At 41.9% G+C, this 20789-nt stretch carries 12 protein-coding genes and 1 pseudogene; 3 read left to right on the top strand and 10 right to left on the bottom strand.

Going from position 1 to position 20789, the window contains the following annotated elements:
• The first annotated feature begins 206 nt into the window (after positions 1-206).
• From DWZ40_RS14385 to DWZ40_RS14380, 3 genes are all read left to right on the top strand, one after another.
• The gene (locus tag DWZ40_RS14385; RefSeq protein WP_118709570.1) at positions 207-410 is read left to right on the top strand and encodes a hypothetical protein; all 204 of its coding nucleotides are present in this window, start codon (positions 207-209) and stop codon (positions 408-410) included.
• Between the two features lie 133 nt (positions 411-543).
• On the top strand, positions 544-720 hold the full coding sequence (locus DWZ40_RS19635; protein WP_165483719.1) for a hypothetical protein: 177 nt from the start codon (positions 544-546) through the stop codon (positions 718-720).
• An 89-nt stretch (positions 721-809) separates the two neighbouring features.
• On the top strand, positions 810-2318 hold the full coding sequence (locus tag DWZ40_RS14380; protein WP_109258369.1) for a recombinase family protein: 1509 nt from the start codon (positions 810-812) through the stop codon (positions 2316-2318).
• Positions 2319-2425: 107 nt separating this feature from the next.
• Here DWZ40_RS14380 and DWZ40_RS14375 read toward each other — a convergent pair whose 3' ends face one another.
• The 10 genes and pseudogenes from DWZ40_RS14375 to DWZ40_RS14340 all read right to left on the bottom strand — a co-directional run bounded on the left by DWZ40_RS14375 (position 2426) and on the right by DWZ40_RS14340 (position 20724).
• Positions 2426-3223: an aminoglycoside 3'-phosphotransferase/choline kinase family protein gene (locus DWZ40_RS14375; protein ID WP_004452867.1), complete on the bottom strand. Its 798-nt coding sequence runs from the start codon at positions 3221-3223 to the stop codon at positions 2426-2428.
• A gap of 115 nt (positions 3224-3338) precedes the next feature.
• Positions 3339-3884 (bottom strand): AAA family ATPase, encoded by a 546-nt coding sequence (locus DWZ40_RS14370; protein ID WP_004452869.1) that lies wholly within the window; start codon positions 3882-3884, stop codon positions 3339-3341.
• A 184-nt stretch (positions 3885-4068) separates the two neighbouring features.
• Positions 4069-4446, bottom strand: a complete 378-nt coding sequence (locus tag DWZ40_RS14365; RefSeq protein WP_032511034.1) for a TnpV protein — start codon at positions 4444-4446, stop codon at positions 4069-4071.
• Entirely contained in the window at positions 4371-6491 is a 2121-nt protein-coding gene (locus DWZ40_RS14360) for a recombinase family protein (RefSeq protein WP_004452872.1), read from the bottom strand. Before DWZ40_RS14360 ends, DWZ40_RS14365 begins: the two co-directional genes overlap by 76 nt.
• Positions 6492-6687: 196 nt before the next feature.
• Positions 6688-9858, bottom strand: a pseudogene (locus tag DWZ40_RS20475) (DEAD/DEAH box helicase family protein); the annotation flags it as partial.
• Between the two features lie 674 nt (positions 9859-10532).
• The gene (locus tag DWZ40_RS20470; RefSeq protein ID WP_347560097.1) at positions 10533-12683 is read right to left on the bottom strand and encodes a hypothetical protein; all 2151 of its coding nucleotides are present in this window, start codon (positions 12681-12683) and stop codon (positions 10533-10535) included.
• A gap of 3 nt (positions 12684-12686) precedes the next feature.
• A complete protein-coding gene (locus DWZ40_RS14350; protein WP_023922639.1) occupies positions 12687-12995 on the bottom strand; it encodes a hypothetical protein in 309 nt (102 codons plus the stop codon).
• 76 nt (positions 12996-13071) lie between these two features.
• Positions 13072-14160 (bottom strand): DUF5688 family protein, encoded by a 1089-nt coding sequence (locus DWZ40_RS14345; RefSeq protein ID WP_118342922.1) that lies wholly within the window; start codon positions 14158-14160, stop codon positions 13072-13074.
• Between the two features lie 6 nt (positions 14161-14166).
• Positions 14167-14307 carry a hypothetical protein gene (locus tag DWZ40_RS19630; RefSeq protein WP_008688072.1) on the bottom strand — a complete coding sequence of 47 codons (141 nt, stop codon included), beginning with the start codon at positions 14305-14307 and terminating at the stop codon, positions 14167-14169.
• A gap of 87 nt (positions 14308-14394) precedes the next feature.
• On the bottom strand, positions 14395-20724 hold the full coding sequence (locus DWZ40_RS14340; RefSeq protein WP_118543667.1) for a SpaA isopeptide-forming pilin-related protein: 6330 nt from the start codon (positions 20722-20724) through the stop codon (positions 14395-14397).
• Positions 20725-20789 lie beyond the last annotated feature (65 nt).

The following is a 20789-nucleotide window of genomic DNA, read 5'->3' as shown; positions in this document are numbered from 1 at the left end:
CCTTGCAAGCCGTGAGCCGTCGCAGGCAATGAGAACGCCTTGCCATCAGAATGGGGAGAGTTGAAATACTATGGGGCATGAAGCCTATGCCCGTCCGGTGTGTCTGAAATGAAGTGAAAACCTATGGGGAGCCCCCGGCAATGCTGTCTGATGATAGGCCAACCAATCCGGCGTGGCTCCCCATCTTTTCAAAAAAGGAGCACTTTATGGGAAATGCGTTTGGAATGATCCCCGGCTTGGAAACGGACGAATGGAGCAATGACGCCTGCCGCGGTTATGTCATTATGGCAATGGAGGACTGCGGATTTTCAAAGAAGGATATACGGCGTGTTGTGGGGCAGCTTTATGAAGTATTTGACCTCAACAGCGTGGAGGACGCCAAAGAAAAGTACCATTCCAGTCCTTACTGACCTCGGGTCACATCGACCCGAAGTGGAGAAAGCTCAAAGGGCGGCACCTGCTGGGTGCCGTCTTTTGACATTTCCCCACGGGACAAGTGGGAAAGGCAGGCATATACACGCACTTTCGCAAAGGAGGTTTTCAATGACGCAAGCTGTCACTTATGAACGAGAAACAAAGTCTGTCGCATTTCAAGGGAAGATCATTGTGCTGGAAAGCCTCACGCCGGTACTTCCCCCGAAGGAGAAAGCACAGCGCAAAAAAGAAATTGAGCGTTGTCTTTATGAGGTGTTCCGCAAATATGGAGACAGATTTCCCTAATCATTCGCAACATTGTTGTCCGGGGCTGCTGATGGTATAATATAGTTGTAAGGTTGGTAGCTCCATTCCAACAAGGAAAGGAGCCCAATATGGAATTTATCAGAGAAGATTGTATTTACGCAAGACAGTCAGTAGACCGCAAGGACAGTATCAGCATTGAAAGTCAGATCGACTTTTGCAAGTATGAATTGAAAGGTGGGAGCTGCCGGGTATTCAAGGACAAAGGCTATTCCGGTAAAAATACGGACAGGCCGGAGTTTCAAAAGCTGTTGGGCGAGATCCGCAAGGGAAAGGTTCGGCGGGTCATCGTGTACAAGCTGGACCGTATAAGCCGCTCTATTCTGGACTTTGCAACGATGATGGAGCTGTTTCAAGAGTATGATGTAGAGTTTGTATCCTCCACGGAAAAGTTTGATACTTCGACCCCGATGGGCCGGGCCATGCTGAATATCTGCATTGTATTCGCCCAGCTTGAACGTGAGACAATTCAGAAGCGTGTCACAGACGCCTACTATTCCCGGTGTCTGAAAGGCTTCCACATGAGCGGTCAGGCGCCATACGGTTATCAGTTGGAGCCTACTGTGGTAGAGGGTATCCGCACAAAGAAAATGGTTGCCGACCCCATAGCCGCCGACCATGTTCGGCTGATGTTTGAAATGTACGCTGAACCGGAAACCTCCTTCGGAGATATTACTCGATACTTCGAGGAACATGACATAAAAATTTATGGCAAATCCATGTTCCGTACATTTCTTTCCCAGCTTTTAAGAAACCCCGTTTATGCACAGGCCGACTTGGAGCTGTACGAATTTTTCAAGAGTCAGGGTGCAGCGATTGTCAATGACGCTTCCGACTTTGCCGGAACAAACGGCTGCTATCTCTATCAGGGGCGGGATGTGAAGGAGGACAAGGACAGGTGCTTAAAAGACCAGATACTTGTTATCGCTCCCCACGAAGCACTCATTTCCTCTGACACATGGCTTAAATGCCGGAAAAAACTTATGGCAAATACCACATTCCAGCAGGGACGGAAACCGAAAAATACTTGGCTGGCCGGAAAAGTCAAATGCGGGCATTGTGGGTATGCTCTGAAAGCCACCCATGTACCAAACAGCACCGGATATTTCCGCTGTACCAAACGGACGGAAAACAAAGGCTGTCCGGGCTGCGGGAAAATCCGCAAAGAAGAATTTGAGCAATTCATTTTCTCGGCCATGCAGGAGAAGTTCAAAGACTTTCAGATACTCCACGGCAGGGAGGAAAAAGTCAATCCGAAGCTGACCGCCTATCAAGTGGAACTGGCACAGGTGGAGGCAGAAATTGAAAAGCTGCTGGATACGCTGACCGGAGCCAATGCGACCTTGCTTGCCTACGCCAACAAAAAAATTGAAGAACTGGACACCCGACGCCAGACCATTTCAAAAGCAATCGCCGAATTGAGCGTTGAAACCATATCTCCCCAGCAGATAAAGAAGTTATCCTATTATCTCGATAACTGGAACAGCATAGATTTTGACGACAAAAGAAAAGCCGCCGATGGTTTGATCTCTACAATCAAGGCCACCAGCGACCGTGTTCAGATAGAGTGGAAAATCTGACATTTCCGCTCTATCGCCCCTCATTTCTATTTTATCTTGTTTGTACCCCTTGTACACCGATGTTTAACTTGTTTCATTAACTCATATATATCCATTTGTACCACCATTTATAAAACTTTCTTTATTTTATCAACTTGTTCTTCTACTTCTTCCGGATAGTTTTTAACCATATCATCAAAATCAGCAATTTCACGTGCCTTTATTAACATTGATACTCTTTTGATTAAATCTTCATCTGTATATTTATAATAACTTAATACCTTATTTATAAAACCTGTTCCTAAATAATAAAGTGCAGCAATATCATAAGCAGGATCACCCATACCAGAGCCTTCAAAATCCACTATTCCAACTAATTCGTTATTATCGTTAAGAATATAATTCTCATACCATAAATCTCCGTGTATAAAATGATAATCATTAAATGTTAATAAATAGTTTTTATATTCATTAAACCAAGATAATATTTTTTCATAATTAGATTCACTTAAATATTCTTTTAATTCAATAACACTTTGTTCAGTTATTTCTAATTCATTTTTTATATATTCATCTTTATCAAAATCAACTCTTATTTCATATAATTCATCCATAAATTCAGCGAGTTTTTTAGCAATATTATCTAAATTAACTATTTCAATATGTTCTTTTCTAAAAGTATGTCCTTTAATCATTTTATAAATTAATGCGCCATTTGGATATTCTTCGCAAGGCTCAATCAATTCAATAATTCTTGGTATTTCCAACGATTTAACATTACTTATTTGATTAATTACGTTCACATATTTTTGATAGTTTTTATATGAATTTTGATTTACTCCATCAAGTAAAATATAATCATCATTTATAATATATGCCTTACTATTAAAGCCTTCATTTATGTATTTTCTACTTATAATATCCATCTTTGCACCTCATTCTTAATAACTAAATAGAGTCATAATAATAAACATTTTCTGGCAATTCTTGATTAGGCAATTTGAATGTTCTAATTTTAACAAACTTACCACCAATAATTGTCTAAAATAGTAAGGCCGTACCGCTTACTATTTTTTCTTTTACTGCTGAAACAGTATCTTTGATTGAATGCGCAGTTGTATCTATAACATTTAATTCATAGATTCCTAAATTGGAAAATTGATTCCACATTGTTTCAACTAATTCAATATTTGTTTCTCTGTCTAACTTTGAGCGTTCGATAGCTCGCTTCATGGTTTCTTCTTTACTTGCCCTTAAAACGATATAGTGTACTTCATAATGCTCTTGAACAATGTTGAGCCACGGCTCTAAAAACCACGGTCCTACAATGCCATCTACAATTACATCATATCCACCACGAGCATATCGCTTCGCAGCTTCTAAAAACGCTTCAATGACAATCAAATTTTGCTCATTTGATTCTGGCAAATGCGGTGGTATTGCCCCTTTACTCAAATAATGATAAAAGTCATCTGTGTGCATATGTACAGACTTTTCCAAATCTGATTCTTTTGCAACAACAGATGCCGTTGTAGTTTTTCCTGTCCCCGGCGCACCTGTGATTACAATAATTCTACCTTGATTCATCTATATTTTACCTCCACAACTTCGGATTTATCTCGCTGATTTAGACGTATTGTACCATATTTTTGTGAATTTTTCAACTTAGCCACTTCGATTATACTCACGACTTAATAACTTCTTAAATACTTCCCGAAAAAGAAAAACTGCCATCCGTTAAGACAGCAGTTCCTTTTCGGCTGGTATGCTATTAAGAATACACAATATCGTTCAATACAATCTCATCTGCACAGGCTCGGATATTGTTCATCAATCCTATCCATTTCATCATATCCTTTCCTTTCAGTTCTTCCGTCACACCCTGCTTTCTTGCCATTTCCTTTATCAGATACTCCGCCATATCACACGCCGAAGTATCAATATCGGCAAGGTGTTCATATAACTTTCCGCTTGTAAGCAGATTGATATACAAGATTTTCCTGTGTTCCCTTAAATATCTTTCCCTCATTCTTCCGTATTTTGTGAGAGTGGGCGGTTCTTCGTTTTCTATCGTCAAGCAGGGATAGTAATAATCTCCGATGAGTTCGTACTGGATACCGGTTCTTTCGTCTGTAATAAATCTTTGCATTTTGATTTCTCCTTTTGCTTCTTATGGTAAAATTCCAAAGATTTTTCGTTGTGATTTTGTTTTTGACATTCTTCGGAACAGAATTTCTGCTGACTGTGTGTAGGCCAGTAGGTACTGCCACACACAGCACAGACACGCTGACGATAATAATGATTTCCTTTTTCTGCTTCTCTGTCGGCTTTCTTTTGGTCTTGCCTTGCCTGATAGCAACAATCCTTTGAACAGAATATCTGTCGGTTGCTTGTAGGTACAAACTCCTTTTGACAATGGGGGCATACCTTTGCTTTTACGATTTCTCCACCGTTTTCAGCGAGTTTTTTCGCCTTTCGCTTCTCTCGGTAAACTTTTTCACGCTCACGCTGTTTTGCCAGTCGTTCCATTTCAATCTGTTCTTCCTGTGCCTTGATTTCAGCAAGTTCTTCTTCTGTGTAGGCAATATCGACCTGCCCCACATAGTTGAAATAAATATCAACCTTTTGTGTCCTTGCTTTTCCCACACCCTCTGCTTCATAAACCACAATCTTGTCAATGAGTTCGGCAAACATCAAATCGGAAATTTCTGTCGGCTCTTTGCACTTGCGTATCAAAGAAATGAAATGCTTAATATCAACCGTATTCGCCTTTTCTTCGGTCAGTTCCTTTTGCATTTCCTCAATTTTCGTTTCCAGTTCAGCCTGCTCATCATCATACTGCTTCATTAGTTGCTTGTACTGTCTTTCGGGCAGTAATCCCGAAACAAGATTTTCATACAACCCACGAATAAGTTTTGACAGTTCATCGTATCGCTTCTGAAAACGCTGCAACTCCGATTTATTGTGCTTTGGCTTTTCTGTCTGCTTTTCGTTCCACAATACTTGAAGTTCCTTTGCAAAGGCTTCTTCGTCATTCAGAACAAATCTTGATAATCGTTTTACAGTCGATAATATCAAGGCTTCAACATTATCAGCACTAATCGAATGGGCAGTGCAGGAGTTTACTCTGCTGGCATACCCACCGCAACGGTAAGAATACTGTAACGAACGGTCTTTTTTACTGTAATGCGTTTGCAAGGTCATTCTTCTGCCACAGTCAGCACAGAACAGATAACCGCTTAAACGATTGCTGTGCGTTCCTCTTGCCGCTGTTCTGTTGGCTCGTTTCTTTCGCTTCTGAACGCTGTCCCAAAGTTCCTGCGAGATGATAGGCTCGTGCGTATTATAAAATACATACTGTTCATCTTCATCGGTATTTTTCCTTTTGTGCAGTTTGAAATTGGTGCTGACCGACTTACGCAAAACAGTATGACCAAGATATTCCTGTCTGCTCAAAATCGCTCTTATGGTTGACATTCCCCAAGTATATGGGTCTGAAAACTTCGTTCCATTATACTGTTCGGGGTGATATTCCTTTGCGTGTGCTGCCGGAATTAAAACCTTTTCTTCGGTAAGCAATTCAGCGATTGCTCTCGGACTTTTGCCCTCGTTGGCAAGCAGAAAGATACGCTTTACCACCTCAGAAGCCACAGGGTCAACGACAAGCGTTTGTTTGTCGGTTGCTAATCGGTTATATCCATAGGGAATAGAACCGCTACATCGCTTTCCGTCTTTCATACGGGCATCAAACACAGCCTTGATTTTATTGCTTGTGTCTTTGGCATACCACTCGTTCATTATATTCAAAAACGGGGCAAAGTCATTATCCGAAGCATTGTTGCTGTCAATACTGTTGTTTATTGCAAGAAAACGGACATCTTTCTGTGGGAACAGAACTTCCGTATAAAAGCCGACTTGCAGATAGTTTCGTCCTAATCGGCTCATATCCTTAACAATAATCGTTGCGACATTTCCTGCTTCTACTTCCTTAATCAGTTCTTGAAAACTCGGACGATTGAAATTCACACCCGAAAAACCATCGTCAGTAAAATGGCGAATATTCGTGAACCCATTTCTGCGAGCATAATCTTCCAAGTATTTCTTTTGGTTGGTGATTGAATTTGACTCACCATTGAGGTCATCATCTCTTGATAAACGCTCATAGAGTGCTGTAATCTTTGAAGTCCTTGACATTCTCTTATCCTCCTTTCTTTATGTAATCTGTTTTGGTATTAAAAGTATTACTCCCTCTACCAATAGGAGAAAATAGGGATACAAAGCGGAACTGTTTTTCAAAGAATCAAAAAAATATTTTTTGAAATTCTGCAACCGACTTTGATAACCTATTTTCAATTTAGGAACGCATTATTTATCGTCCTACTAAAGTATAGCCCTCGGGAGCAAGTTCGATGCTCGTGACAACTTCTCCAAAAGTGGAAGCCCAGGAATCAAACAGTCCAAGTCCCATATTTTGTAATTTACTGTTCTGCAGATATCGCTGCATAACATATAATTCCGTCATACTATTGCTGATTGGTGTGCCCGTGGCAAAAGTAATGCCTTTTCCTCCAGTAATCTCATCCAGATACTGACATTTATTGAACATATCTGCCGACTTCTGTGCTTCGTTCTGTGCAATCCCGGCTACATTCCTCATTTTTGTATAGAGAAACGCATTTTTATAGCTGTGTGCTTCATCTACATACAAGTGATCTACTCCCAGTTCTTCAAACGTAACTACCTGATCTTTTTTTTCTTTCTGATTCAGCTTTTCCAGCCTTGTCTGCAGTGTCTTTCTGGTTTTTTCAATCTGTTTGACGGTATAACGTCCGCCATCCTGTTCATACCTTGCACTCTGAATCGCCATTTCCAGATCATCAATCTGCTTCCGCAGCATAGCTTCCTGCCTCTCATCAGAGATTGGTATACGCTCAAACTGGGAATGACCAATAATAATAGCATCGTAATTTCCCATAGCGATTCTGGCACAGAACTTTTTCCGGTTCGCCGGTTCAAAATCTTTCTTGGTTGCTACCAGGATATTGGCTCCCGGATATAACTGCAGGAATTCTGCTCCCCACTGCTCTGTCAGATGATTCGGCACGACAAATAAATTCTTCTGTGATAATCCCAGACGTTTGCTCTCCATTGCAGCCGCTACCATCTCGTAAGTCTTCCCAGCTCCTACTACATGAGCCAGAAGCACATTCTCTCCGTAAAGCTGATGTGCAACAGCATTTTTCTGATGCGGGCGAAGCTCTATTTCCGGATTCATTCCTGGGAAAGTCAAATGACTGCCATCATATTCACGGGGACGGATACTGTTAAATCGTTCATTGTAAACTTTTACCAGTCTTTCACGCCTCTGCTGATCTTTAAAAATCCAATCCTTAAATGCTACTTTCATGGCATCCTGCTTCTGTGATGCCAGCATGGTTTCTTTCTTATTAAGGACACGGATTTCATCACCATTCTCATTGACACTCTTATCATAAATGCGGACATCTTTCAGGTTCAGGGTATCTTCCAGAATCTTATAGGCATTTGCTCTCTCAGTTCCATACGTTGCATAGGCAAACGCATTCCTTGGACTATCTGCATTTTTTCCAGTAATACGCCATTCACCATTGACCTCAGAGTATTTTACCTGTATTTCCTTCTGTGCAAGATACCACGGGGTATGAAGCAGTTCCACCATAAAAGCCTGATAATCCGAAGGCTCAATCCATGTAGCTCCAACACGCACCTCAATCTCAGACGCTTCCAGATTTCTCGGCTGAACTGCCTCTAATGCACGGACATTCGGTGTAAATTCCGGACGATTCTCTGCAAAGGTTCTCGCAGTATTTAATTTATCCCTGACATTTCCGGACAGATATTCATCTCCGCTTTCCCACTGGTCTGTCAGTGGATTCTTAAAGATAACTCCAACCAGTTCTTCTGTGATTTTCTCTTCGGTCTTTCCAGTCAGCTTTGCCATATAAGGAAGGTCTACCTTTGCCCTTTCGTTAAGAGACAATGCAAGTGCTTCTGTGGCTGTCTCAACGCTTGTCACAGCGACCGCCTTTTTAATGGTTCGCTTAGTAAACATGTCCGCTTTTCGTTTCAGCGTTCCATCTTCATTCAAGTCTTCCAGTGAACACAGCAGACAATAAGAAGAGTCATCAGAAAATGCACGTTTGTTAGCATTACTTCCAATGACTCCATACTTTGCTGTGTAGGTATCATATACCTGATTCAGTTTCTCCTGCTGTTTCTGGATTTCTTCGTCTGCTACAAATTCCTCCATCTGCATGGCGATCAATTCACGAACAGTATCACGGATTGCAACCATGCCTTTCACACGTTCTGCAGTGGCGGCAGGCATTTTCACCTGATTCATCAAAGAGTTGACACGGTAATATACCTGATCATCTACCACCGTATAGCTGTAATTTCTGACATTCGGATCTGCCGGAATACTCTCTGGCATCTCATCCAGTTCTGTTTCCACATCTACTGCCGATACCATGCTTCCATGAATGTTCTTGACCGCTTCTGCAAGCTGGAGTTCAAGGTCAGCACCTTCTATCGGCATACAGGTTGTTTCCATACCATATGGACCCGATACTTCTTTCATCTCACCCAGAATCATTTCAGGATGGTCTGCAAAATACTGGTTGACTGTAATTCCATTGGTATCACTTCCAAGATTCACCCACTCCGGCATCTCTTTTGTCATGCTGTCACGCTTCTGGAAAAACAAAATATCAGCACTGACTTCTGTTCCTGCATTTGCCTTAAAAGCTGTGTTGGGCAGTCGGATTGCTCCCAACAGATCTGCCCTCTCTGCCAGATATTTTCGAACTTCTGGTGATGCCTTGTCCATAGTTCCCTTTGTTGTGATCAGAGCAGCCACACCACCTGGACGTAACTGATCTATCGTTTTGGCAAGAAAGTAATCATGAATCATGAAATTGAAGCGATCATACTGACGGTCATTGACCTTGTATGCACCAAATGGCACATTTCCGATTGTCACGTCAAAGAAATCATTGGGATAATCTGTCTTCTCAAAACCTTTGATCTGAATATTGGCATCAGGATAGAGCAGCTTTGCAATTCTGCCGCTGATGCTGTCCAATTCCACACCATAAAGTTTGGACTGGTTTAGATTCTCCGGAAGCATTCCAAAAAAGTTCCCGACTCCCATAGATGGCTCCAGGATATTTCCCTTTGTAAATCCCAGATTCTCCAACACCTGATACATACTGTCAATCACAATCGGCTGTGTATAATGAGCATTTAAGGTGGAAGCTCTGGCTGCCGCATATTCCTCTGGTGTAAGAACCGTCTTTAATTCCAGATATTCTGTCTCCCATGCAGCTTTTGTTTCATCAAATGCATCTGCAAGACCTCCCCAGCCAACGTATCGGGATAAGATTTCCTGTTCCTCTGGTGTCGCATTACGGTTCTCATCCTCACATTTCTTTAACAGCTGGATAGCCATGATATTGGCACGGAACTTTTCTTTTGCTGTCCCCTGCCCAAGCTCATCATCTGTGATGCGGAAGTTCGTTGCTGGAATCGGTTCTGATATTCCGTTAATCTCTTCCAAAGATTCTTTTTCTTCCGATACCTCAACTTCTCCAGATAATTCTTTTTCTTTTTTATCATAATCTGTCCACACACGATTAGAAATAGCAGTGAAATACGAGGACTCTTCCTCCATTATTTCTTCCCTGATTTCCCGTAATTTATCTAGGGTATCCGCATTTACTGTTTTGTTGTGATAATGATAATAAAGTACTTCTTGTCCAAGTTTTACATCCAGACGTTCCAATTCTTGTGTTGACATTCGATTCCAAATATCATCTTTTTCCGTATGAATCGTGAAACCTTCTCCATCATCATGATATTCTAATGTGTATTGAAGTTGATTCTCTTCTCCCTTAACTTTGCAATCAAAATCATGAATTGTTGTTCTGGTACCAGACATATATTCTGAATCAACTAATTGCAAATCAGTTATATCTTCAGCGGTTAAAGTATCCTGCTCCTGTTGTTCTCCTAACATCTGCTGTGCTTCTTCCAAGTCTGCCAGTTTTTGTGCTTCCTGTCGCTCTTCGTACTTTTCCATTTCCTCCGATGACAAATAATCATCTGTGCGGATTAACTGGCGGACACGTTCTGCAACCTTATTCCACTTTAATAGAACTTCTACTTCTGGATTGCCAATTTTTCCTTTTGCAAGTTTTAATCCTTTTGCATCATGTGATGCGTCGGAAGCACCTGCTCCTGGTATTCCGGGTGAAGAACCACCTGTTCCATATTCATTTTCAGGAACTCAGCTGCATCTTTCATATCATAATGTTCCATGAAATATTCGTAAATCCGGTTACGTCCTCCGGCAGTAATGCCACCTCTTCTTAACACTGCATCAATTTCATCCTGTGTGATAAAGGAAAGCCCTAGACGTTCTACTTTAAATTGTTGATCCACCCAGGAGAAATCTCTCTGAAGGTCACGAAAACGCTGAGAATATACTGGATTGTGCTGAATTTCCCAACGATGATAATTACTCGGATTTTCATTCATATCCGCTTGTAACCATTCAAACTGCTGATAGATTTCTTTTTTTCCTTCTGGATCTGTCCAAGCGTTCCGAATGGTATCCTGCCAATCCGTATAAGACCGGTATTCTTCCGTATTTCTATTTGTATCTCGGAAATGAAGTGCCAGAAGATCTGTCATTTCTTTCTGTTCCTGCTCGATAGCATTATTGGAGATAAGATTATCAACGTAATTTCCCTCCTCATACATATCCCGGATCCTGTCAGCAGCTTCTTCCCACGTAACGATACGGTCAAAGTTTCTTCTTGCAGAGTCACCTCGCCGGATACGGATACCATCGTTGTCGTACCAGATACTGATTTTCTGATTATCTATGGTAAATCCTTTTCCTCCGGTGCCATATTCATCTTTCAGGAAGCTTTGCATTTCTTCATTGTCCAGACCTTCGATCAATCTTGCAGTAATATGAAACAGTGTATTTTTCTGCCCACTACCTGTGCGAAGGATATGATCGACTACTTCATCGGAAATAAGAAAAGCGGCCGGCTGTTCTAATGCAGCTGCCGCTTTCCTTATTTCTCCAAACTGTTCCTCTTCTGTTGGGAACAGGCTTAACTGTAAATAATCTCCTGGATCACCAGTTCCTCTGCCTGTGCTTTGATCTGGTTCATGTGTCTGGTCCATGCCATTGTGTCTGCCATCTTGTCTGGTGCCGGATCTTTCTCTAGAAGTTCGTTCATCAGGTTGTCTACTCTCTGTCTTGCCTGACTGTCGATCTCCATCAGATGACTGTCCAGACGGTTCTGCAGTGTCAGAATGTTGAACCTGGCTACCTTGTAATTTCTCAGATACTCTTTCCTCATCATTCCGTACTTCCCGATTGTTCCTCTTGTCTCTTCCAGGCTGATATCTGGAATCTGATACTCTCCGTTCTGGCTGTAAGTGATCTCTCTCATGCTCTGTTTCCTCCTTATTTTTTTCTCTATCTTCTGTGTTCTTTGTTTCACTTTCACGAATTAACGTGTTAAATTTATTATAAGCTACTTTCTTTTCTTTTGCAACCGTTTTCAGATCTTTTTCCAGATCATCCAATACATATCGTCCAATCTGCATCAATACCGGTCTGCTGATCTCATTCACAGAACTTCCAAGATGTCCCATAACCTTTAACTGGTTAAAATCCGTAATATGCCGAAAATCCTCTGCATCCAGATATTCCTGTACATCCAGTCCACATCGGTTCAGTAATACATACCAGACACTGTTTGTCATCAATTCCCGGAACTCCACTTTCTGATTCTGCTCGTCCAAATCTTCCAGAAAAGTACCTGATACATCCATTTGCAATTCATCGAAAGCATCCGGTAGCCAGGCCTGCACACTTTCTTCTGCCGCCTGGTGAAGAACCTCTGGCAAGCCTCCCTCTGTTGTTTCCAGTGCAAGCTGTTCCTGCAGATAATCTGCCACCAGTTGTTCTCCTTCCGGATTAAGGTTCCATAACTGTGGATCTCTGCCAAGATTTTTTACCTTATAAGTATCCTGCACATCAAAAACATATCGTAACTTCGTTTTTGGTCCGGATGTGTTATCTATCAGGGCAATTCCTTTGGAACCCTTTTTAATCCATCGGTACATCTTCTGGTTCCAGATTTCCATGGAAGCCACCGCTGTTGCTCCCGGACGCTGTGCATAGATCAAGAGCTGTTCCGGAAAAGTGTACCGGTACAGCCTGGATGCAGTATTTAGAAAACGTATCCACTCCTGCGGATTAGCGGAAACGTCCTTTGCCACTTCCTCCGTCAGCTGCTCCATTGCATATAATTTATTTGCCATCTGTTACTCCCTTTCTTCTTCCCACTTTTCTTCTACAACATCGGCAATCCGTTCCATTGCCCTTGTCACGGAAGGAAAGCTACTGCTATTATTTGCTTTTCCAATCTGATCAACAAGAAATTCCGGCATATCTGCAAGTGCTCCGGCAATCATAGCCTTTACCCTGATATCCTCCAGCATAAGAAGTTCTTTCACACCAAACTCTTCGCCAAATACATCCTGATATCTCCGTAAATCATCCAAAAGATATTCCGGTTTTAAATCTCTATCAATTTCCCTCCTTTTGTCTTCACCATATAAACACCAATCCATATTCTTTTCTCCTCCAACTTCAAAAAATTGGGGACTGCTCTGCACAGTCCCCATAAGCCATCGTTTTCTTTTCACTTTATAATGCTGTAGCAAGATCTCTCGCCTTACTCTTTGGGATTGTATCCGTCCCTTTTGCCTTGATTTCTGCCTTAGCTTTCTCCAATCTTCCATGGATTCCACCTTTTACTTCCGCTTTTTCGGCTACTTTTTCTTTCTCCAGACGTGCTTCCCTGCGCTCAGCATTTTCCAATACTGCGGTCTTTTTGTCACAGAACTGAACCTTATCAGAAAGCTGTTCCTGTCTTTCCACTTGTGTCTCATTGACTTCCTGTACCATCGCATTTAATTCTGGAACCTGTAAAATACCGTTATCCGGGAGAATCAGCACTTCATGAACGGAAGATGGGATGACAAAGTAATCACTTCCCAGGCATTCCCCAATCTGTTTTCGAATATCTTCCTGCAGTAACAGGGAAGCTCCATTCATCTTAGATTCATTGGTAAGGCAGAACATTGGATTCTCCACAGTTTCCATATCCAGTTTTTCATTCAAAAGATTCTTCGGTGTTCCTCCAAAAATCATAGATTCGATAATCTGTGTCATATCCACCAGTTGCACGCCTCTGTTCTTATCTGCCATCATCGCATCTGCCTGAATCTGTTCGACAGATACTCCCCATTCGTTCATCAGAGAAACAGTTACTGGAATACTGCTGATTCCCTCTCCATTTTCCTCCAGATTTACTGCATAATAAGCTGCAAAATCTCCGTGTTCTGTGACTACTTTGTCTGCCAAACGATCGGTATTCCATTCTTTGTCACAAATTCTCATCTGTAATTTGTCCTTCATCTTTTCATAATCAAGAATATCCGGAACTCCCATATCAAAAAATTCTGCTTTACCCTGTGCTTCAATACGCATATCAGCTACATCCCCAACACAAGAATCTACATCTTTCCCATTGATATATTCCTGGTAGAGGGAATCCAGATAGACCGTCGGTACGATTCTCTGATCTCCGTTTGGAATCGTAATACCTGTCAGCTTCAAACCGTTGTTTTTTTCTACTTCCTGAAGTTTAATTTCTGCGTCCCTGTAAGACTCTGGCAGATACTCCTTTACATTGTCTTTGACATATTCATAAAATTCTTTTCTGTTCATCATACGCTTTTACCCCTTTCTGATCATGTGATGGTTCATTCTTTTTCTGCTGACCATCTGCTCAGCTTTCTTCTGATAAGCCATCATTCTCTTTACTGTTTTCTCCTGGTTTTTTCGTGCTTCCTGTCTTTTTTCCATTGCTTTCATCATAGTTTTCTGTTCCTTTCTGTGATTTTTTGTATGAAAAAGGGAGCCTCACATAGAGGCTCCCAATCATAACCGTTGGTTTTAGTTTCCTTATTTGGTTTTCCTTTTTCTACTGATATAAAGTCCTGCCATACCTCCTGTGGAGATCACAAGAAGCAGGATCGGCAGCCAGATATTCGTGCTGTCACCTGTTTTCGGTGCATTTGATACCTTCGTCTCTTCATGGGACTGTGGTGTATCCGGTGTGTTCGGTGTTTCCGGAACTTCCGGTTTCTCATTTGTCAGATTAAAGGTAACTTCTACAACCGGTGTACTGTCATCTGCATAAGCAAATGTCACTTCATGCTTGGTCTGATCCAGCGTGTATCCGTCCAGTGTCTTTGTTTCCACCAGATAATACTTGATAGCGGTATCATATTTGCCGTTCTTAAATGTGGCAATCTCATACAGCTTACTTTCTGCATGACCGGCAGCATCTGTCTTTAAGGTTTCCAGAACCTTTCCTTTGCTGTCACGGAGTTCAAATTCTACCCCTTTCAGCGGTTCTCCTGACGATTTATCTGCCTTATTGAGAATCACTTTTCCCTTGGCAGTATCATCTTTCATAGCTACTTTCTGAATTTCTCCGGTATCCTTCACCTCAAATGTTACATCAGATGTCAGAAGATATCCTTTCGGTGCCTGCTCTTCACGTAAGGTATATTTACCGATTGGAAGTTTTTCGATATAGTGTGCTTCCTCTGTGGAAGTCCAGCTCTCTACTACCTGATCGTCTTTGTCAAGAACCGTCAGTTTTGCACCTGGAATCTCCGTTTCTCCTGTGATATCCGTCTTACTGATCTGCACTTTTGTCACATCATCTTTCATCTCATGCTTCTGAACCTCTGCTGTATTCTCTACTGTGAAAGTAATACTTTCTGCAGTGACATATCCATCTGCTGGTTTTGTCTCTGTCATGGTGTACTCCTTACCAACAACCAGTTCTTTGATCACATGGGATTCTTCCGTAGAAGTCCATTCATCTACTGTATTGCCATCTGAATCCGTTACTTTCAGGTGTGCACCTGGAAGTTCTTTTCCTGTTGTCAGGTCTGTTTTGGTCAGCTCCACTGTAGTTGGCTGATTCTCAAAAATAAAGTCGTAGCTTACTTCTGCCTGGTCTTCTCCGGCATATTCAAAGGTAAATTCCTGTACTTCATCTGTTGTAATAAATCCGTCCGGCGCAAAGATTTCTTTCACATAGTATTTTCCATCTACTGGAAGATCTGCCGTAAAAGTAATCTGTCCTTTTTCATCCGTTACTCGCTGCTCAATCAGACTGTCTTTCTCAAGGAGTACCTCGCCCTTTGCATTTTTGATATTTTCACTGGTATAAAGACCGAAGACACCACCTGCAAGGACACGTTCTGTATCTTTTTCTTTCTTCAGAACCGTAACCTTTACTTTCTGACGGGCATTCTGCCATTTCTCATCATAAGTGATGACTGGTGTGTCCTGATCACGGTAGGAAAGGTCAACATATCTCGGCTCTTTGTCCAGCACATAACCATGGGCTGTTTTTACTTCCTTCACATAGTATTTTCCAGCCGGGAGATCTCCCATCTGTGCAATACCATTGGAATCTGTGGTAATGGTTCCCACTTTTTCATCGGTTTTGAAATAATCTTCACTGACACCATCTGCCGCTTTGATATCTTCCGCAGCAAATACATCGAACGTCACATCTGTAAGGCTTCCGGTTACATACTCAAAAAGATGCTCCACGGTACCTTTTACATGATCCAAAAGTGTTACCTTATCCAAAAACTCTCCATTTTTGTTGATGATCAGAAGTCCTGTCGGTACTTCATCTTTCATCTCTACTTTCTGAATCTCTGCGGTATCTTCCAGAGTGAACTTCACACCCGTTGCTTTCAGATATCCATAAGGTGCCATTTCCTCACGAAGAGTGTATTCCTCTCCAACTGTCAGGCGTTTGATCACATGTGGCTGATCTTTTACAGACGTCCACTGATCCACAACATTTCCTTCTTTATCAAGAACGGTGAGTTTTGCCCCATCCAGCTCCACACCTGTTGTTACATCAGATTTCGTGATTTCTACTGTTGTCGGCTGGTTCTTTTTCACAGTTTTCAGTTTTACTGTCTTCACATCCTGTCCCTGGTAAGAAGCATCCAGATTCAGAACTTCATCAGAGGATACAAATCCCGCCGGTGCTTTTAACTCCTTCACATAATACTGTCCAAGTGGCAGATCCAGCGTACATGCTGCAAGTCCATCGTTATCAGAAGTCATTTCCTGTAAGAGTGTGTCTGCTTTCACGATCACTTTTCCATCCGCCTTAATATCCGCTTTGTTAAAGATACCAAAGACAGCTCCAGCTACGGTTGCACCATTTTCTGCATCCTGTTTTTCTACCTGGATTGTAACTTTCTGTCGGTCATCGCCAACAGTCACTTCCTGTTCGATCACAGGTGTATCCTGATTGGCATAGACAAATGCGACTTCTGATCTGTCATGGTTCAGTACGAATCCTTCCGGTGCAGTCTTTTCTACTACATAGTAAGAACCAAGCGGCAGATTCTCTGCAACTGCTTTTCCGTTTTCTCCAGTCTTTACCGTTGTTACCAGTGCATCTTTTGCATAGATCAGCTGTCTGTTTCCGTTTTCATCTTTCTGATAATCCGGTGTATAGATATTTTCAGCTGCATAGACATTAAATTCCGCACCCTTCAGGTATCTTTCTTCATAAACAAAATCCTTTTTGAATCCGGTCAGCATTTCACCTTTTTTATAGATCGTCAGCTTTCCTTTTACCGGATGGTTCTCGTAATCTACCGTAATAATGGCATCTCCGCTCTCAGAATCCATCTGGTATGCTGTGTTTGCATCCACCGCAATCTCTACATAGTTCTTGTTGATTGTGTACCCTTCCGGTGCGTTGACTTCCTCAATGCGGTAATGTCCGATCTTCAGATTCTTCGGCATGATCAGATATCCCTGGCTGTCCGTAAAATAGGACTTATGGGTTGTTGTCACTGGGTAAGTTGTTACCTGTTCCACATACTTCTTGTTGTCCAAGTCGTACACTTTAAATTCTGTTCCTGCAATCAGGACGGATTTCTTTGTTTCATCGTCTTTTTTCACGATTTTCAGTTTTGCCTTAAACTCTTCATCCAGAAGCACTCGCCAGATCTGTGGCTCATTTGGATGATGCTCTGTGATATTCACTTCAAAATCATCGACTGGCTTGTAGTTGTGCGGTGTTGTTGTCTCACGCACGATATAGCTTCCAAATGGTAATGGAATACTGCAGGCATACCCTTTTTCATCTGTGAAAATCTCAGTTGCTCCATTTTCTCCACTCACTACTGGTTTTGCAGAATCAAAATCATAACTTCCATCTGCTTTCTTTGTAAGGGAAGATTTCAGATAAACTGTAAATCCAGCTCCGGATAACAGATCTGCATCGGTCTTTCCATTGTTGGCTGCTTTAATGATCTGGAATGGCTGCTTGATGACCTGCTCACTGGAAGTGCACTCTCTTTTTACTTCTGATGTCATATCTCCTTCATAACTGCACGTAAGATCATGCTCTTCTGTATCTGCCAGGTATCCGGTCGGAGGTGTAATCTCTTTGATATAATATTTGCCAAGATACAAGCCATTTACAGAAGCCTGTCCTTTGTCATCTGTTGTAAGAGAAGCTACCTGTTCTCCTGCTTTATAAATAGTTCCAGTTGCTCCGTCCGGATGCACGATATCTTCACGGGCATACAGACCATAAACTGCACCTTTCAGTGTGGCATCTCCCTGCGGTACTGCTTTTCCTGTTTCTTTATCAACTTTGAATAAATTGATCTTTGCTGTCACACGGTCATTGCTGAAGGTATGGGCAAATGATACGGTTGCTTCTTTATCATTGGTGTAAGAAAACTTGAACGTATACACATCTTCTGTATTTCTTACATAGCCTTCCGGTGCCTGATCTTCTTTTACAAAATAGGAATATCCAATCGGAAGATCCGCTGTGAATTTTGCATTCCCATCTGCTCCAGTAGTTGCTTTCTCAATCAGTGTTCCTTTTTTCACAACAACGGTTCCGTCTGCATTTCTAATATCATCGGATGCATACAGAGCAAAAATACCGCCATTCAGTGGTTTCTTGATGTCTTTATCCTGTTTTACTACGGAAACATCTGCTTTCTGTCTCTCGTTGTTAAAAGTCACATCTGCAAATACAACTTCTTTATTCTGTCCGGCATAGGTCAGAGTCACTGGCTTTTCTTCGCTGCCGTTATAGAAATTGTCCGGTGCTTTTGCTTCTTTTACCACATAGGTTCCAAGATGCAGGTTTTTCAGTGTGACAGAACCATTCTCACCTGTTGTCAGATTTTCTTTTACCAAGTCACCTTTGCTGTACACTTTTGTGCCATAAGCAGTTACGATATCCGCTCCGGCATACACGTTATATACTGCATTTTTCTGTCTGCGGTTCTCATACTGGAATACGGTTCCACTCTCACTGACTTCTGCACCGATAAGAACCTGACCTTCTTTGTAAATGGTAAGCTCTGCCAGCTGCTCCTTGTTTTCCACGGTCACAGCCGAGGTCTTACTTGCTACCAGTTTCACATTTGTTGCCGTTGCATTTACTACATATCCCTGTGGCGCTGTGATCTCTTTCAGATAAACGGTATCCTGTGTCTTGATGATCGTAACAGAGGATTTTCCATTCTTATCTGTTGCCGGCATCTGAGTGATCAGCTTTGTACATGCCTCATCGCTGTATACACCGAATACTGCACCTGCAAGATTGACATCCGCTGTATCGTCTTTCTTTACGATTTCGATCGTAGCCTGTTCAATCCAAGACACTTTGAAATCAATATATTTTTCATCTGTCACACCTTCACCAAATACCAACGCAAGATCCTGCGTGTCAGATCCGGTGGTGATTTTATAAGCAGAGTAATCTTTTGTAATACTTCCCTTCATTGTAGAAGACCAGCTCTGTGCCACGTCACTCACCTGTGTCAGTGGTGCAGAAAGATAAAACTTTGTTCCTCCGCAAATTTCTACACTTGCACCAGCTTTACTTGTTGTGCCTGTGCTTAGATTATGAAGTTTCACACCAGACGGAAGCTTCATCGTAATTGTCTGTAGCTTATCTGCTTTGAATGTAATATCTTTGGTTCTCTGTGAATTGCCATCCACATAAGCTTTTACATCTCCATCAGAAAATGACATTGCTACATCCGGTATTTCTGGCTGTGAAACACAATAATTATACAATTTCATTGCTAAATTCTTGGCTGTACTATTCGCTCCGGAAAAAGCGTCGCCACTTCCATTAGCATAAGAAGCCGCCAGATGAACAAGAATGAATTTTGCTCCAGCACTAAGATTTCCATAACCATTCTCTTCTGTAAAGAATCCTTCATCTCCTGCTGCCTTGGTTCCGTAATAACATACCTTAGCTAATGTTTTTCCATCTCCGACTTTACTAATCGTGTAATTACCTGTTCCTGGTCCCGGTTTTGATGGCTGTACACAGTAAGCAGTCGCAGATACATTTCCAAACTGAACCGTATACTGATAGGTAAGATAAGAACCATAACCATAATCCGCATAACGATACAGAGTTCCTCTTGTAACAGATACTTTCTGTACACTTCTTGCACTTGTCTTTGCCATAAAAGTGACTGTTTCACCAGCTTCCATGGCGTATAAATCAATTCCTTCCTCTTCCGCCTGCTCCATTGCATCCGATACTGTAAGACCTGTTTCCGAATCCGTTGTATTTTCAGTATCTTCTTCCATATCCGGTAATAGTTCGCTTGCCTGAGAATCAAATTCTTCTATCTCGCTTTCCGTCACTTCCTCTGTTGGAAGCAATTCCGAGTCTGCTTCTGAATTCTCCGTTTCCTCTGTCTGCTGTTCACTGCCAGCTGTTTCTGATTCGGTTACTGCTTCACTCCCTTCAGTTTCTGTCTGCACTTCTGTTTCTTTCTCACGCACAATCAGCTTTCGGCTGATCTGGTACTTCGGATGCTCCTGATTTACCGGTTCCACATAATAGACCGCTTTGTAAGTGTCCGCATGATCTGTCGTAAAATCCTCATTCTTATCATTCTTTGCTTCCTCAAATGTGACTTTAACCTTGTTATCATCCTTGATTTCCAGTCCGGTATAATCTGATTTCACATTAAATACACTGCCTGTTTCGATTTCATAATCTTTGGCAGTCACCACCTCATCTTCATCCAGAAGGTCTTTCACTTCCTCATAAAGTGGAGGTTTCTCCTCTGGCTGGATCTCCGCTGCATATGCCGTCATCGGAGATAGCACTGTACTAAGCATTGTCATGCCTGCCAACAAGCCAGATACTACTTTTCTAAAATTACCTTTTTTCTTCATGCTAAGGTCCTCTCTTTCATATATTTGTATTAAAACAGACAGTCCTTAGACTGCCTGCAATACAC

Source organism: Clostridium sp. AF32-12BH (genome assembly GCF_003477935.1).
Lineage (GTDB): Bacteria > Bacillota > Clostridia > Lachnospirales > Lachnospiraceae > Brotaphodocola.
The sequence above is the reverse complement of the archived record's forward strand: the minus strand, read 5'-3'. Positions and strand labels throughout refer to the sequence as shown.

Coding starts and splice junctions, on each gene's coding strand:
- DWZ40_RS14385 (WP_118709570.1), top strand. CDS start 207: ATGGGAAATGCGTTTGGAATGATCCCCGGCTTGGAAACGGACGAATGG.
- DWZ40_RS19635 (WP_165483719.1), top strand. CDS start 544: ATGACGCAAGCTGTCACTTATGAACGAGAAACAAAGTCTGTCGCATTT.
- DWZ40_RS14380 (WP_109258369.1), top strand. CDS start 810: ATGGAATTTATCAGAGAAGATTGTATTTACGCAAGACAGTCAGTAGAC.
- DWZ40_RS14375 (WP_004452867.1), bottom strand. CDS start 3,223: ATGGATATTATAAGTAGAAAATACATAAATGAAGGCTTTAATAGTAAG.
- DWZ40_RS14370 (WP_004452869.1), bottom strand. CDS start 3,884: ATGAATCAAGGTAGAATTATTGTAATCACAGGTGCGCCGGGGACAGGA.
- DWZ40_RS14365 (WP_032511034.1), bottom strand. CDS start 4,446: ATGCAAAGATTTATTACAGACGAAAGAACCGGTATCCAGTACGAACTC.
- DWZ40_RS14360 (WP_004452872.1), bottom strand. CDS start 6,491: ATGTCAAGGACTTCAAAGATTACAGCACTCTATGAGCGTTTATCAAGA.
- DWZ40_RS20470 (WP_347560097.1), bottom strand. CDS start 12,683: ATGGCAAATAAATTATATGCAATGGAGCAGCTGACGGAGGAAGTGGCA.
- DWZ40_RS14350 (WP_023922639.1), bottom strand. CDS start 12,995: ATGGATTGGTGTTTATATGGTGAAGACAAAAGGAGGGAAATTGATAGA.
- DWZ40_RS14345 (WP_118342922.1), bottom strand. CDS start 14,160: ATGATGAACAGAAAAGAATTTTATGAATATGTCAAAGACAATGTAAAG.
- DWZ40_RS19630 (WP_008688072.1), bottom strand. CDS start 14,307: ATGATGAAAGCAATGGAAAAAAGACAGGAAGCACGAAAAAACCAGGAG.
- DWZ40_RS14340 (WP_118543667.1), bottom strand. CDS start 20,724: ATGAAGAAAAAAGGTAATTTTAGAAAAGTAGTATCTGGCTTGTTGGCA.